The sequence below is a fragment of the Streptomyces sp. NPDC056883 genome (assembly GCF_042788835.1).
In the GTDB taxonomy this organism is placed as follows: Bacteria; Actinomycetota; Actinomycetes; order Streptomycetales; family Streptomycetaceae; genus Streptomyces; species Streptomyces stoeckheimensis.
Map to the genome: position 1 here is coordinate 191,630 of NZ_JBHUBS010000007.1, position 13,663 is coordinate 205,292.

Genomic DNA, 13,663 nt, shown 5'->3' on the forward strand with positions numbered 1-13,663 from the left:
GCCACGAGGCGACCGGCGGGTAGCCGCGCGGGTAAGGTCTGCGGCTGTGAGTGGACGAAACACAGCGTTGACGCCCCCCGCCGATGCCACGGCGCCGGTGCGGCACCCCGATGCCCCGGCCCCCGGCGAACTCCTCGGCGCGCACTACGAGCACTGCTTCGGCTGTGGCGACGGCCAGCCGCACGGACTCCACCTGGAGGCCCGCGCGGGCGAGGGCGTGCGCGTCACCGCGGAGTTCACCGTCAAGCCCGCCCATCAGGGCGCGCCCGGCCTCGCGCACGGCGGCGTCCTCGCCACCGCGCTCGACGAGACCCTGGGCTCCCTGAACTGGCTGCTGCGCGTCATCGCCGTCACCGGCCGGCTGGAAACCGACTTCGTCCGGCCCGTGCCCGTGGACACCGTGCTGTACCTGGAGGCAGAGGTCACCGCCGTCGCCGGCCGGAAGATCTACTCCAGCGCGGTCGGCCGAATAGGCGGACCCGAGGGCCCGGTCGCGCTGCGCGCCGACGCCCTCTTCATCGAGGTGAAGGTCGACCACTTCATCGACAACGGACGGCCCGAGGAGATCCGGGCGGCGATGGCCGACCCGGACCAGGTCAGGCGCGCACGCGCCTTCGAGGTGAACCCCTGATGTCTGAGAACAACACCGGCGTGGACGTGGCCATCCGGCGCGTCGACCCGGAGGTGCCGATTCCGGCCTACGGGCACCCCGGCGACGCCGGCTGCGATCTGGTCACCACCGTGGCCGCGGAGCTGGAGCCGGGGGAGCGGGCGGTCCTGCCCACCGGGATCTCCATCGCACTGCCCGAGGGGTACGCGGCGTTCGTGCACCCGCGCTCGGGCCTGGCCGCCCGCTGCGGGATCGCACTCGTGAATGCCCCCGGGACGGTGGATGCCGGGTACCGTGGGGAGATCAAGGTGATCGTGGTCAATCTCGACCCGCGCGAGAGCGTCAGGTTCGAGCGTTTCGACCGCATTGCCCAGCTGGTTGTCCAGCGAGTCGAGCAGGTGCGCTTCCGCGAGGTGGCGCAGCTTCCCGACTCGGCGCGGGCCGAGGGGGGTTTCGGCTCCACCGGTGGTCATGCGGCCGTGGCCGGATCCGGCGCTGGTCAGCAGGGTGGGAATGGCTACGCTTCGGTCGTATCCGACCGGGAAGGACAGTGACGTGTTCGGACGTCGCAAGAAGAACGACTCCGTCAAGGACGGCGGCGCGGCCGAGCAGGTCGTCGACGGCGTCGGTGCCGATGAGCAGGACGGCACGGAGGAAACAGACGCGGTCCAGCCGCGCAGGGTGAACCTGCCGCCGGCCCCGCGTCCCGACGGCCCGTGGGACATCTCGGAGGTCCCCGGCAACCCCGAGGAAGGCCGGGTCGACCTCGGCGGCATCCTCGTACCGGGTGTCGAGGGCATGGAGCTGCGGGTCGAGGTCGCCGGAGACGCGATCGTCGCCGCGACCGTGGTGCTCGGCGACAGTGCCGTGCAGCTGCAGGCCTTCGCGGCCCCCCGCAAGGAGGGCATCTGGGGCGAGGTCCGCGAGGAGATCGCCGAGGGCATCACCAAGCAGGGCGGCATCATCGACGAAGTCGAGGGTCCGCTGGGCTGGGAGCTGCGCGCGCAGGTCCCCGTACCGCTCCCGGACGGGCAGACCGGCGCCCAGCTGGTCCGCTTCGTCGGGGTGGACGGCCCGCGCTGGTTCCTGCGCGGTGTCATCTCCGGCCAGGGCGCGGTGCGTCCCGAGTCGGCCGGGGTGCTCGAGCGGATCTTCCTGGACACCGTCGTGGTCCGCGGCGAGGGCCCGATGGCCCCGCGCGACCCGATCGTCCTGAAGCTGCCGAACGACGCGCAGATGGTGCCGGACGGCGTGCAGACCGACGACGCCGCGGACCAGGAGGGCTCCCGCTTCGGCGGCGGCATGGGCCAGCTGGAGCGCGGCCCGGAGATCACCGAGGTCCGCTGACCCCGGCACGATCCCGTACGGCCGTGGGCCGCACTCCTCCGGGGGTGCGGCCCACTGCCGTACCCGGCGGCGGTGCACCCCCGCCGGGGTACACCCCGGCGGGGGCGTCAGGGAACCGTCAGGGATCGGTCCGCAGCAGGTCATCGGCGCGTGAACGGGGCGGACGTCCCGGAGAATGGCGCCATGGGACGCGGCAAGCTCAGGATCTATCTCGGCTCGGCCCCCGGCGTGGGCAAGACGTACGCCATGCTCTCGGAGGGCCACCGCCGGGTCGAGCGCGGCACCGACTGCGTCGTGGGCTTCGTCGAGCACCACGGGCGGCCGCGCACCGAGGTCATGCTGCACGGCCTGGAGCAGGTGGAGCGCAAGGAGCTCGTCTACCGGGGCGCCGCCTTCACCGAAATGGACGTGGACTCCCTGCTGGCCCGCAAGCCCGCCATAGCCCTGGTGGACGAACTGGCGCACACCAACGTGCCGGGCTCGCGCAACGCCAAGCGCTGGCAGGACGTGGAGGAACTGCTGCGGGCCGGGATCGACGTGATCTCCACGGTCAACATCCAGCACCTGGAGTCCCTGGGCGACGTGGTGGAGTCGATCACCGGCGTGCGGCAGCGGGAGACCGTTCCCGACGAGGTGGTGCGGCGCGCCGACCAGATCGAGCTCGTCGACATGTCCCCGCAGGCCCTGCGCCGCCGCATGGCGCACGGCAACATCTACAAGTCCGACAAGGTCGACGCGGCCCTGTCCAACTACTTCCGCCCCGGGAACCTGACCGCGCTGCGCGAGCTCGCGCTGCTCTGGGTCGCCGACCGGGCCGACGAGTACCTCCAGCAGTACCGGGGCGAGCACAACATCCGCTCCACCTGGCAGGCGCGCGAGCGGATCGTGGTGGGCCTCACCGGCGGACCGGAGGGGCGGACCCTCATCCGGCGCGCGTCCCGGGTGGCGGCCAAGGGCTCCGGCAGCGAGATCCTGGCCGTCTACATCGCCCGCAGCGACGGGCTGACCGCTGCCTCGCCCAAGGAGCTCGCGGTCCAGCGGACGCTGGTCGAGGACCTTGGCGGAACGTTTCACCATGTGATCGGCGACAACGTCCCCGAGGCGCTCCTCGAATTCGCCCGCGGGGTCAACGCCACCCAGATCGTGCTCGGCTCCAGCCGCCACCGCTCCTGGCGGTACGTGTTCGGCCCCGGGGTCGGCGCCACCGTCGCCCGAGACTCCGGGCCCGACCTCGACGTGCACATCGTCACGCACGAGGAGGTCGCCAAGGGCCGCGGCCTGCGGCCCGTGGCCCGCTCGGCGGCCCGGCTCGGCCGGACCCGGCTGCTGGCCGGCTGGGCGGTCGGGGTGGCCCTGCCGCTGGCCCTGGCGACCCTGCTGACGCACATCGACACCGACCCCGGCCTCGCCAACGAGATGCTGCTGTTCCTGGCCCTGACCGTGGCCGCCGCCCTGCTCGGCGGGCTCTGGCCGGCGCTGGCCTCCGCCGCCGTCGGCTCGCTCCTCCTGAACTACTACTTCGCCCCGCCCATCCACCGCTTCACCGTCTCGGACCCGAAGAACATCGTGGCCATCGTGGTCTTCTTCGGCGTCGCCGGCTCCGTGGCCTCCGTCGTCGACGCAGCCGCCCGCCGCACCCACCAGGCCGCCCGGCTGCGCGCCGAGTCCGAGATCCTCTCCTTCCTCGCCGGCAGCGTGCTGCGCGGGGAGACCACCCTGGACGCCCTGCTGGAACGGGTCCGCGAGACCTTCGCCATGGAGTCGGTGGCCCTGCTGGAGCGCGAGAGCGACGTCGAGCCCTGGCAGCCGGCCGGCAGCGTCGGCCCGAACCCGGTCACCCGCCCCGAGGACGCCGACGTGGACATGCCGATCGGCGACCACATGGCGCTGGCCCTGTCCGGACGGGTGCTGCCCGCCGAGGACCGGCGCGTGCTCGGCGCCTTCGCCGCCCAGGCCGCCGTCGTGCTCGACCGGCAGCGGCTGGTCGGAGAGGCGGAGGAGGCCCGGCGGATGGCGGAGGGCAACCGGATCCGGACCGCGCTGCTGGCCGCCGTCAGCCATGACCTCCGTACGCCCCTGGCCTCCATCAAGGCCTCCGTGAGCTCCCTGCGCTCCGACGACGTGGAATGGTCCGAGGAGGACCGGGCCGAGCTCCTGGAGGGCATCGAGGACGGCGCCGACCGGCTCGACCACCTGGTGGGGAACCTGCTCGACATGTCGCGGCTCCAGACGGGCACCGTCACCCCGCTGATCCGCGAGATCGACCTCGACGAGGTGGTCCCGATGGCGCTGGGCGGCGTACCCGAGGGCAGCGTGCTGCTCGACGTCCCGGAGACCCTGCCCATGGTGGCCGTGGATCCCGGGCTGCTGGAGCGGACCGTGGCCAACGTGGTGGAGAACGCGGTGAAGTACAGCCCGCCGGAGGACCAGGTGCTCGTGGCGGCCAGCTTCCTCGGCGACCGGGTCGAGGTACGGGTCGTGGACCGCGGGCCGGGCGTGCCCGACGAGGCCAAGGACCGGATCTTCGCCCCCTTCCAGCGGCACGGCGACGCGCCGCGCGGCGCCGGGGTCGGGCTGGGGCTGGCCGTCGCGCGCGGCTTCGCCGAGGCCATGGACGGCACCCTGGAGGCCGAGGACACCCCCGGGGGCGGGCTCACGATGGTGCTCACGCTCCGGGCGGTGACCGGCGGGCGGCCGCAGGTCCCCGTGAGCGTGGACGGCGAGGGGCGCAGCGCGCCCGGCGGGTCCCGAGGGCCGGAGCCGGGCGGGGCCGGGGGACACCCGGCGGATTCCGATCTCGATTCGATACGACAGAAGGCAGGACCTCAATGATGACCCGGGTGCTCGTGGTGGACGACGAACCCCAGATCGTCCGGGCCCTCGTGATCAACCTGAAGGCACGCAAGTACGAGGTCGACGCGGCCTCCGACGGGGCGAGCGCCCTGGAACTCGCGGCCGCCCGCCACCCCGACGTGGTCGTCCTCGACCTGGGCCTGCCCGACATGGACGGGGTCGAGGTGATCAGGGGGCTGCGCGGCTGGACCCGGGTCCCGATCCTGGTCCTCTCCGCCCGGCACAGCTCCGACGAGAAGGTCGAGGCGCTGGACGCGGGCGCCGACGACTACGTCACCAAGCCCTTCGGCATGGACGAGCTGCTCGCCCGGCTGCGCGCCGCCGTCCGGCGGGCGGAACCGGGCGCCGGGGCCGGCGAGGACGAGGTGGTCGTCGAGACGGAAACCTTCACGGTGGACCTCGCGGCGAAGAAGGCGGTGCGCGACGGCCGGGACGTACGCCTCACGCCCACCGAGTGGCACCTGCTGGAGGTGCTGGTGCGCAACGGCGGCAAACTGGTCAGCCAGAAGCAGCTCCTCCAGGAGGTCTGGGGGCCCTCGTACGGGACCGAGACCAACTACCTGCGGGTCTACATGGCCCAGCTGCGGCGCAAACTGGAGGCCGACCCCTCGCACCCGAGGCACTTCATCACCGAACCGGGCATGGGATACCGCTTCGAGAGGTAGTGGGGGCGCCGGTACGCTTCCTGTATGAGTGCTGAACCGCGTCCCGACAAGCCCGCCAAGCCGGCGAAGTCCGCCAGGCCGGCGGGCCGGTTCCGCCGGATGATAGAGCGGCTGTCCACCTCGCAGGAGGAGCTGCATTCGGCGGAGCTGCAGGAGGACGCAGAAGCCGCGGGGTGCACGCGGATCTGCGACTGCCACGACCGTCAGATAGTGAAGGTGACCGGGACGCTGCGAACCGTCACCCTGCGCCCGCGCGCGGGCGTCCCCGCCCTGGAGGCCGAGCTGTTCGACGGCTCGGCCGCGCTGGACGTCGTCTGGCTCGGGCGTCGCTCGATCGTGGGAATCGAACCCGGCCGTCGCATGATCGCCTCCGGGCGGATCTCGATGAGCCACGGCCGTCGGGTGCTCTTCAACCCGAAGTACGAACTCCGACCGCTCGGACAGGAGCACTGACGGTGACGTCACTCGACAAACCGACCACGCCCGGGACGGATCCCGCCGCGGAACCGACCGCGGACCAGAAGGCCGTCACGCAGGCCGCCCTCTTCGACGCCTTCGGCGGCATCCGGGGCACCGTGGAGACGATGCTCCCCGGCCTGCTCTTCGTCATGATCTACACGATCAACAAGGACGTGAAGCTGTCCGCCATCGCGGCGGGCGCGGTCGCGGTCCTGCTGGTGATCGTGCGGCTGGCGCGCAAGGACACCGTCAAGCACGCCTTCAGCGGCGTCTTCGGCGTGGGCGTGGGCGTGGCCTTCGCCCTGTTCACGGGCAGCGCGAAGGGCTTCTACCTGCCCGGCATGATCTACGGAGCCGGTCTCGGCGTCGCCTTCACGCTCTCCGCGCTGGTCGGCTTCCCGCTGCTGGGCGTGATCCTGGGACCGGTCTTCAAGGAGAACCTCTCCTGGCGCACGCGCAACCCCGGGCGCAAGAAGGCGTACGTCAAGGCCAGCCTGGCCTGGGGCCTGATCTTCCTCGCGAAGTACGCGATCCTCTTCCCGCTGTACTGGTGGGGCGACGCGACGCAGCTCGGCTGGGTGCTGATCGCGCTGAAGCTGCCGCCGATGGTGCTCGCCGTGTACTTCACGTGGCTCTTCCTGGCGCAGGCGCCGCCGCCGATCAACGTGATCGAGGAATGGGAGGCCGAGGAGGCCGCGGAGAAGGCGGCGAAGGCGGCGAAGGGCTGAATCAGCCTCGCCGGCGTTTGAGGCGCGGGGTCTGGGGCGGAGCCCCGGGAGGGGTCCGGGCGCAGCCCGGGGAACGGTGGAAGGGCGGGTAGGGGACGGCCCCGCAGGGCACCGCCGCGCAGACCGGCCCGGCCGCGCACGCAGGCCCGTACCCCCGGCGATGCACGAAGGGGCGGCTGACCGTGATGGTCAGCCGCCCCTTCGGACGTTCAGCGGGACCGCAGGTCAGTCCGCGGCCTGGAGGAGGTCCTCCAACTGCTCCTCGCGGGCCTGGGCGGCCACGAAGAGGAGCTCGTCGCCCGGCTCCAGGGTCTCCTCGCCGTGCGGCGTGAGCACCCGGTTGCCCCGGATGATCGTGACCAGCGAGGTGTCCTCGGGCCAGGTGATCTCGCTGATCTGCTTGCCCGCGACCTGGGAGTCGGCGGGCAGGGTCAGCTCGACGAGGTTGGCGTCGCCGTGGCTGAAGCGCAGCAGCCGGACCAGGTCGCCGACGCTGACGGCTTCCTCGACCAGCGCCGACATCAGGCGCGGCGTGGACACGGCCACGTCGACGCCCCAGGACTCGTTGAAGAGCCACTCGTTCTTCGGGTTGTTCACCCGCGCCACGACCCGGGGGACCCCGTACTCGGTCTTGGCGAGGAGGGAGACGACCAGGTTGACCTTGTCGTCGCCGGTCGCGGCGATGACCACGTTGCAGCGCTGGAGCGCCGCCTCGTCGAGCGAGGTGATCTCGCAGGCGTCGGCCAGCAGCCACTCGGCCTGCGGGACCCGCTCCACCGAGATGGCGGTCGGGGCCTTGTCGACGAGGAGCACCTCGTGACCGTTCTCCAGGAGCTCACCCGCGATGGAACGCCCCACCGCGCCGGCTCCGGCGATCGCGACCCTCATGCGTGTGCCTCCTCAGGACCCTCGGCGAAGGCGGCCTCCACCTTGTCGATCTCGTCCGTGCGCATCATCACGTGGACGAGGTCGCCCTCCTGGAGGACGGTCGCCGACGTCGGCAGCATGGCCTCGCCCAGCCGGGTGAGGAAGGCGACGCGGACGCCGGTCTCCTCCTGCAGCCGGCTGACCTTCTGGCCGATCCAGGCGGTGGAGGTGTGCACCTCCGCGAGCTGGACACCGCCGCTCGGGTCGCGCCACAGCGGCTCGGCGCCCGAAGGCAGCAGCCGGCGGAGCATCTGGTCGGCCGTCCAGCGGACGGTGGCGACGGTGGGGATGCCCAGGCGCTGGTAGACCTCGGCGCGCTTGGGGTCGTAGATGCGGGCGGCGACGTTCTCGACGCCGAACATCTCACGGGCCACCCGGGCGGCGATGATGTTGGAATTGTCACCACTGCTGACCGCGGCGAAGGCGCCCGCGTCCTCGATGCCGGCCTCGCGCAGCGTGTCCTGGTCGAAGCCGACCCCGGTGACGCGACGGCCGCCGAATCCGGCTCCCAGCCGACGGAATGCGGTGGGGTCCTGGTCGATGACCGCGACCGTATGCCCCTGCTGTTCCAGGGTCTGCGCGAGGGCGGAGCCCACTCTTCCGCAGCCCATAATGACGATGTGCACGGCCGTCCTTCCGGCTGTCAGCGGCTCGCTGGGTTCCAGCCTCATTGCTGCTCTGGCTTAACAGGGTCTCAGACCATGGCCCAAGCTACACACGGGCGGTCACCAGTGTGACCATTTGGGCGGCCGGCTGCGTTCCTTTGCCCTGGATGCGGCGCTCCTTTGCCCCGGATGTGGTGGGACTTCACGTCGTATAGGGGTGGGGGGTTCGTCAGGCCGATTTCGAACGCTTACGATCCTCTGCGTGTCCAAACTGACCGACGTGCCCAAACGGATCCTGATCGGCCGGGCGCTACGCAGCGACCGCCTCGGGGAAACACTCCTTCCCAAGCGGATCGCCCTCCCTGTCTTCGCGTCCGACCCGCTCTCCTCGGTGGCATATGCCCCTGGCGAGGTCCTGCTGGTCCTGTCGATCGCAGGCGTGTCGGCGTATCACTTCAGCCCCTGGATCGCCGTCGCGGTCGTCGTGCTGATGTTCACCGTGGTCGCCTCCTACCGGCAGAACGTCCACGCGTACCCCAGCGGCGGCGGTGACTACGAGGTCGCCAACACCAATCTCGGACCCCGGGCCGGTCTGACCGTCGCGAGCGCCCTGCTCGTCGACTACGTCCTCACGGTCGCCGTTTCGATCTCCTCCGGGGTCGAGAATCTCGGCTCCGCCGTCGATTTCGTCATCGAGCACAAAGTGCTCTCCGCGATGATCATGATTCTGCTGCTCACGCTGATGAATCTGCGCGGTGTGAAGGAATCCGGGAATCTCTTCGCGATCCCGACCTACGTGTTCGTCGGCGCCGTCTTCGTGATGATCGCCTGGGGCGCCTGGCGCGGCCTGGTCATGGGCGACACGATGGAGGCCCCGACGGCCGGCCTGGAGATCAAGGCCGAACACCAGGGGATCGCCGGCTTCGCGCTGGTCTTCCTGCTGCTGCGCGCCTTCTCCTCCGGCTGTGCGGCCCTCACGGGCGTCGAGGCCATCAGCAACGGCGTACCCGCCTTCCGCAAGCCCAAGAGCAAGAACGCGGCGACCACCCTCGCCCTCATGGGCGCCCTGGCCGTCACCATGTTCTGCGGGATCATCGGCCTGGCCATGGCCACCGACGTCAAGATGGCGGAGAAGCCCGCCACCGACCTGCTGGAGAACGGCGTCCCGGTCGGCAGCGGGTACGTCCAGCACCCGGTCATCTCCCAGGTCGCCGAGGCCGTCTTCGGCAACGGCAGCTTCCTCTTCATCCTGCTCGCCGCGGCCACCGCGCTCGTCCTCTTCCTCGCCGCGAACACCGCGTACAACGGCTTCCCGCTGCTCGGCTCGATCCTCGCCCAGGACCGCTACCTGCCGCGCCAGCTGCACACCCGCGGAGACCGCCTCGCCTTCTCCAACGGCATCGTGCTGCTCGCGGGCGCCGCGATGCTGCTGGTGTGGATCTACGACGCCGACTCGACGAAGCTGATCCAGCTCTACATCGTCGGCGTCTTCGTCTCCTTCACGCTGAGCCAGATCGGCATGGTCCGGCACTGGAACCGCCACCTGCGCGCCGAGCGCGATCCGGCGGCCCGTCGCCGGATGCACCGGTCCCGGGCGATCAACACCTTCGGCGCCTTCTTCACCGGCATGGTGCTGGTGGTCGTCCTGGCCACCAAGTTCACCCACGGCGCCTGGGTCGCCCTGCTCGGCATGGTCATCTTCTACGGAACGATGTCCGCGATCCGCAAGCACTACGACCGGGTTGCCGAGGAGATCGCCGCGGCAGAGGGCCCGAGCGACGACAGCGTGCGCCCCTCCCGGGTCCACTCCATCGTCCTGGTCTCCAAGGTCCACAAGCCCACCCTGCGCGCCTTGGCCTTCGCCAAGCTGACCCGCTCGGACCGGCTCGAGGCGCTCAGCATCAGCGTCGACCCGGTCGAGACCAAGGCCCTGCGCGAGGAGTGGGAGCGGCGCGGCATCAACGTCCCGCTCAAGATCCTCGACTCCCCGTACCGCGAGATCACCCGCCCGGTCGTCGAGTACGTGAAGGGCCTGCGCAGCGAGAACCCGCGCGACGCCGTCAGCGTGTACATCCCCGAGTACGTCGTCGGCCGCTGGTACGAACACCTCCTCCACAACCAGAGCGCGCTGCGCCTCAAGGGCCGCCTGCTCTTCACGCCCGGCGTGATGGTCACCTCGGTGCCCTACCAGCTGGAGTCCTCCGAGCTCGCCAAGAGGCGGGCGAAGAAGCGCGCGGAGTGGAACGCCCCGGGCGCGGTGCGCCGCGGGCCGGTGGACGCCCCGCGGCCGAAGGACCCGGCGGCCAAGGGCTGACGGAGCACGCCGCCGCAGGGTGGCGAACGGCCGGACGAGATCCACGTAAACTGGTGGGTCGGCCGTCCGGCCGTTCCTTTTCTTACCTCCTTGGAGTCTTCCCACCATGACGAGCGGCGAGCAGAACGAGAAGCAGTCACTGGTCGGGGAGGAGTACGAGGTCGAGGTCGGCCCCGTCGCGCACGGCGGGCACTGCATCGCCCGGACCGCCGAGGGCCGCGTCCTGTTCGTCCGGCACACCCTGCCGGGCGAGAAGGTCATCGCCAAGGTCACCGAGGGCGACGTCGACTCCCGCTTCCTGCGCGCCGACGCCATCACCGTCCTCGACCCCTCCAAGGACCGCGTCGAAGCCCCCTGCCCGTACGCCGGCCCCGACAAGTGCGGCGGCTGCGACTGGCAGCACGCCAAGCCGGGCGCCCAGCGCCGGCTCAAGGGCGAGGTCATCGCCGAGCAGCTGCTGCGGCTCGCCGGGCTCACCCCGGAGCAGGCCGGCTGGGACGGTACGGTCATGCCGGCCGAGGGCGACAAGGTGCCCGCCGGGCAGGTCCCGCAGTGGCGCACCCGCGTGCAGTACGCGATCGACGCGGACGGCGTCGCGGGCCTGCGCAAGCACCGCTCGCACGACATCCAGCCGGTCGACCACTGCATGATCGCGGCCCCCGGCGTCTCGGAACTCGGCATCGAGCAGCAGGACTGGCCCCAGATGGCCACGGTGGAGGCCATCGCGGCCACCGGCTCCCAGGACCGCCAGGTGGTCCTGACCCCCCGCCCGGGCGGCCGCCTCCCCCTCGTCGAGCTCGACAAGCCGGTCTCCGTCCTCCGCGTCGAGGAGAAGGACGGCGGAGTCCACCGCGTCCACGGCCGCCCCTTCGTGCGCGAGCGCGCGGACGGCCGTACGTACCGCGTCGGCATGGGCGGCTTCTGGCAGGTCCACCCCCAGGCCGCCGACACCCTGATCAAGGCCGTCATGCAGGGCCTGATGCCGCGCAAGGGCGAGATGGCCCTCGACCTCTACTGCGGCGTCGGCATCTTCGCGGGCGCCCTGGCGGAGCGCCTCGGCGAGACGGGCGCCGTCCTCGGCATCGAGTCGACGAAGCGCGCGGTCGAGGACGCCCGCCACAACCTCGCCGACTTCCCCCGCGTCCGCATCGAGCAGGGCAAGGTCGAGGCGATCCTCCCGAAGACCGGCATCACGGAATGCGACCTGGTCGTCCTGGACCCGCCCCGCGCGGGCGCGGGCAAGCAGGCGGTCCGCCAGGTCGCCGGCCTCAGCCCGCGCCGCATCGCCTACGTGGCCTGCGACCCCGCAGCCCTGGCCCGAGACCTGGGCTACTTCCAGGAGGCGGGCTACAAGCCCCGCACCCTCCGCGCCTTCGACCTCTTCCCGATGACCCACCACGTGGAGTGCGTGGCGATCCTGGAACGGGTGGCGAAGGACGCCTGACCTGCGGGTTCCTCGGCGGGTCAGTGTCGGGGGACGTCCGCGACGGTCACGTTGGCGGTGAAGATCAGGGCGCCGTTTTGCTCCGCGCGGATGTGTAGGGCGTCGGGGGAGAGGCGCTCGGCGTGGAAGCGGCAGGGCGTGTCGAGTTCGGCGTAGCGGGCGAAGGTCAGGTCCATGGCTACGGGTACGACGGGGCGTGGCGAGTTCGCCGCCTGGGCGGCCTGTCGTACGGCTTCGATCAGCAGCATGCCGGGGGCGTGGTCCACGGGGTGGTCGAACAGGATCGGGTGGCTGGTGTCGGCGCGCAGTTCCCAGCAGCCGGTGCTGCCCGTGGGGGAGAGCACCACGTCCCGGTCGCTCTCGCGGCCGACCCGGTGCGGGGCCATCGGGCGTGCCGGGGGGAGGGCGCCGGCGTTGGCCGCGGCCATGTCGGCGTACGGGCCGCGCAGGCGGCGGTAGACGGCGGGGTCCTGGATGGTGAAGCGGGTCCGTGCGGTGCCCAGCAAGGTGCCGTCGCGCAGGGCTTCCACCTCCATGGCGATCGAGGCGGCGCGGTTCTTGCGGTACGTGACCTCGGGGCAGACGATCCGCAGTTCGATCTCGGCGTCCGATCCTCGCTCGGCCCGCAGTGCCGTGGGGGTGAGTTCCCAGGCGAAGGACTGCCAGAGCAGCTGGTGGCCGAGGGGTACGTCGTAGGCGGCGTGGGACAGGAAGGGCAGCGTCTGGCGAATCGTCTCGCTCAGCAGGAGAGGGTCGTGCAGCCCGTTCCGGCCGCGGTAGAAGCCGTGGGAGGCGGGCCAGCGCGCGGTTATCGTGTAGGCGTCGACGCCCGTCTGCCACCAGGTGGCGAGGAGCACTTCTCCGGGGTTCGATTTGTGCGTGTACGCCTGGGGCACTGCGAGGGGCAGCGCACGGTCGAGTGTGGCAGTCAGGTGCGACAGCATGTGAGATCTTCCCTGGTCAGGCAACAAGCTTGTGGCGGCATGGCTAACATAAAGGGCGTTCTGTTTATTTGTCGACCGAGTTGAGGATCACACTTCCATGGCGCGTCCGCAGCAGGATCGGGCAGTAAGTACACGCGAGACGATCTTGCGTGCTGCCGCACAGGTGTTCGATGAATGTGGATACTCCGGCGCGGGGATCAACAGCATCCTCGAGCGCGCGGGCACCACCGCGGGAGCGCTCTACTTCCACTTCAAGTCCAAGGAGGGCCTGGCCCGCGCCGTGGTCCTGGAGCAGGCGGCCGATCTCGCCTTCCCCGAGGGCGAGGCCGGACTCCAGCAGCTGCTGGACATGACCATGTACCTGGCGACCGAGCTGCAGAACAACGTCCTGCTGCGCGCCGGGGTCAAGCTCGCGGTCGAGCAGGGCGAGTCGGGGCTGCGGGAGTTCGCCGTCTACGAGTACTGGGTCGAGCAGTTCGCCGCGGAACTCCGCACTGCGCGCGAGATGGGCCAGTTGCTTCCGGAAGTCGAGGAGGGTCAGTTCGCCCGGGTCCTCGTCGCCTCGTTCACCGGCACCCAGGTCATGTCCAAGATCTCCACGGGGCACGCGGACCTGCCCGAGCAGATCGCTCTGATGTGGCGCTATCTGCTGCGGGCCGTCGCCACGCCGCAGGCGCTCGGCGAGCTGGTCATCGTCCGGGAGGGCGTCGGCGCGACGGGTGACGGGGGCGGCGAGGCCGCACGTGGCGAGGCCGGGCAGTCGTAGT

13 protein-coding genes are annotated in these 13,663 nt (G+C 71.1%); 10 read left to right on the forward strand and 3 right to left on the reverse strand.

All coding sequences use genetic code 11. The features are described from left to right. Window positions 1-46: 46 nt before the first annotated feature. The 7 genes from ACFRU2_RS19675 (at window position 47) to ACFRU2_RS19705 (ending at window position 6,662) form a co-directional block, all read left to right on the forward strand. Window positions 47-631, forward strand: a complete 585-nt coding sequence (locus ACFRU2_RS19675) for a PaaI family thioesterase (RefSeq protein ID WP_250742933.1) — start codon at window positions 47-49, stop codon at window positions 629-631. Continuing rightward, window positions 631-1,164, forward strand: a complete 534-nt coding sequence (gene dut, locus ACFRU2_RS19680) for a dUTP diphosphatase (protein ID WP_250742932.1) — start codon at window positions 631-633, stop codon at window positions 1,162-1,164. Before ACFRU2_RS19675 ends, dut begins: the two co-directional genes overlap by 1 nt. A gap of 1 nt (window position 1,165) precedes the next feature. Continuing rightward, on the forward strand, window positions 1,166-1,957 hold the full coding sequence (locus ACFRU2_RS19685; RefSeq protein WP_250742931.1) for a DUF3710 domain-containing protein: 792 nt from the start codon (window positions 1,166-1,168) through the stop codon (window positions 1,955-1,957). A 183-nt stretch (window positions 1,958-2,140) separates the two neighbouring features. Then, a complete protein-coding gene (locus ACFRU2_RS19690; RefSeq protein WP_382973626.1) occupies window positions 2,141-4,789 on the forward strand; it encodes a DUF4118 domain-containing protein in 2,649 nt (882 codons plus the stop codon). Beyond that, the gene (locus ACFRU2_RS19695; protein ID WP_382974019.1) at window positions 4,789-5,475 is read left to right on the forward strand and encodes a response regulator; all 687 of its coding nucleotides are present in this window, start codon (window positions 4,789-4,791) and stop codon (window positions 5,473-5,475) included. Before ACFRU2_RS19690 ends, ACFRU2_RS19695 begins: the two co-directional genes overlap by 1 nt. 24 nt (window positions 5,476-5,499) lie before the next feature. Continuing rightward, window positions 5,500-5,928, forward strand: a complete 429-nt coding sequence (locus ACFRU2_RS19700) for an OB-fold nucleic acid binding domain-containing protein (RefSeq protein WP_382973628.1) — start codon at window positions 5,500-5,502, stop codon at window positions 5,926-5,928. A gap of 2 nt (window positions 5,929-5,930) precedes the next feature. Continuing rightward, window positions 5,931-6,662: a DUF3159 domain-containing protein gene (locus tag ACFRU2_RS19705; protein ID WP_382973631.1), complete on the forward strand. Its 732-nt coding sequence runs from the start codon at window positions 5,931-5,933 to the stop codon at window positions 6,660-6,662. A 225-nt stretch (window positions 6,663-6,887) separates the two neighbouring features. On the opposite strand, the gene ACFRU2_RS19710 is transcribed toward ACFRU2_RS19705, so the two are convergent. Then, entirely contained in the window at window positions 6,888-7,550 is a 663-nt protein-coding gene (locus ACFRU2_RS19710; protein ID WP_214953432.1) for a TrkA family potassium uptake protein, read from the reverse strand. Beyond that, complete coding sequence (locus tag ACFRU2_RS19715) at window positions 7,547-8,215, reverse strand: TrkA family potassium uptake protein (RefSeq protein WP_274549945.1); 669 nt, start codon at window positions 8,213-8,215, stop codon at window positions 7,547-7,549. Before ACFRU2_RS19715 ends, ACFRU2_RS19710 begins: the two co-directional genes overlap by 4 nt. Before the next feature lie 241 nt (window positions 8,216-8,456). Here ACFRU2_RS19715 and ACFRU2_RS19720 point away from each other — a divergent pair, with 241 nt between their 5' ends. Continuing rightward, window positions 8,457-10,508, forward strand: coding sequence for an APC family permease (locus ACFRU2_RS19720; RefSeq protein WP_382973633.1), 2,052 nt, complete (start codon window positions 8,457-8,459; stop codon window positions 10,506-10,508). A 106-nt stretch (window positions 10,509-10,614) separates the two neighbouring features. Then, the gene (locus ACFRU2_RS19725) at window positions 10,615-11,952 is read left to right on the forward strand and encodes a class I SAM-dependent RNA methyltransferase (RefSeq protein WP_382973635.1); all 1,338 of its coding nucleotides are present in this window, start codon (window positions 10,615-10,617) and stop codon (window positions 11,950-11,952) included. Between the two features lie 20 nt (window positions 11,953-11,972). Here the strand turns inward: ACFRU2_RS19725 and ACFRU2_RS19730 are convergent, their stop codons facing one another. Beyond that, on the reverse strand, window positions 11,973-12,896 hold the full coding sequence (locus ACFRU2_RS19730; protein WP_382973638.1) for a ScbA/BarX family gamma-butyrolactone biosynthesis protein: 924 nt from the start codon (window positions 12,894-12,896) through the stop codon (window positions 11,973-11,975). Between the two features lie 97 nt (window positions 12,897-12,993). Between ACFRU2_RS19730 and ACFRU2_RS19735 the strand changes: the two genes are divergently transcribed. Then, window positions 12,994-13,662, forward strand: coding sequence for a ScbR family autoregulator-binding transcription factor (locus ACFRU2_RS19735; protein ID WP_382973641.1), 669 nt, complete (start codon window positions 12,994-12,996; stop codon window positions 13,660-13,662). Window position 13,663: the final 1 nt, after the last annotated feature.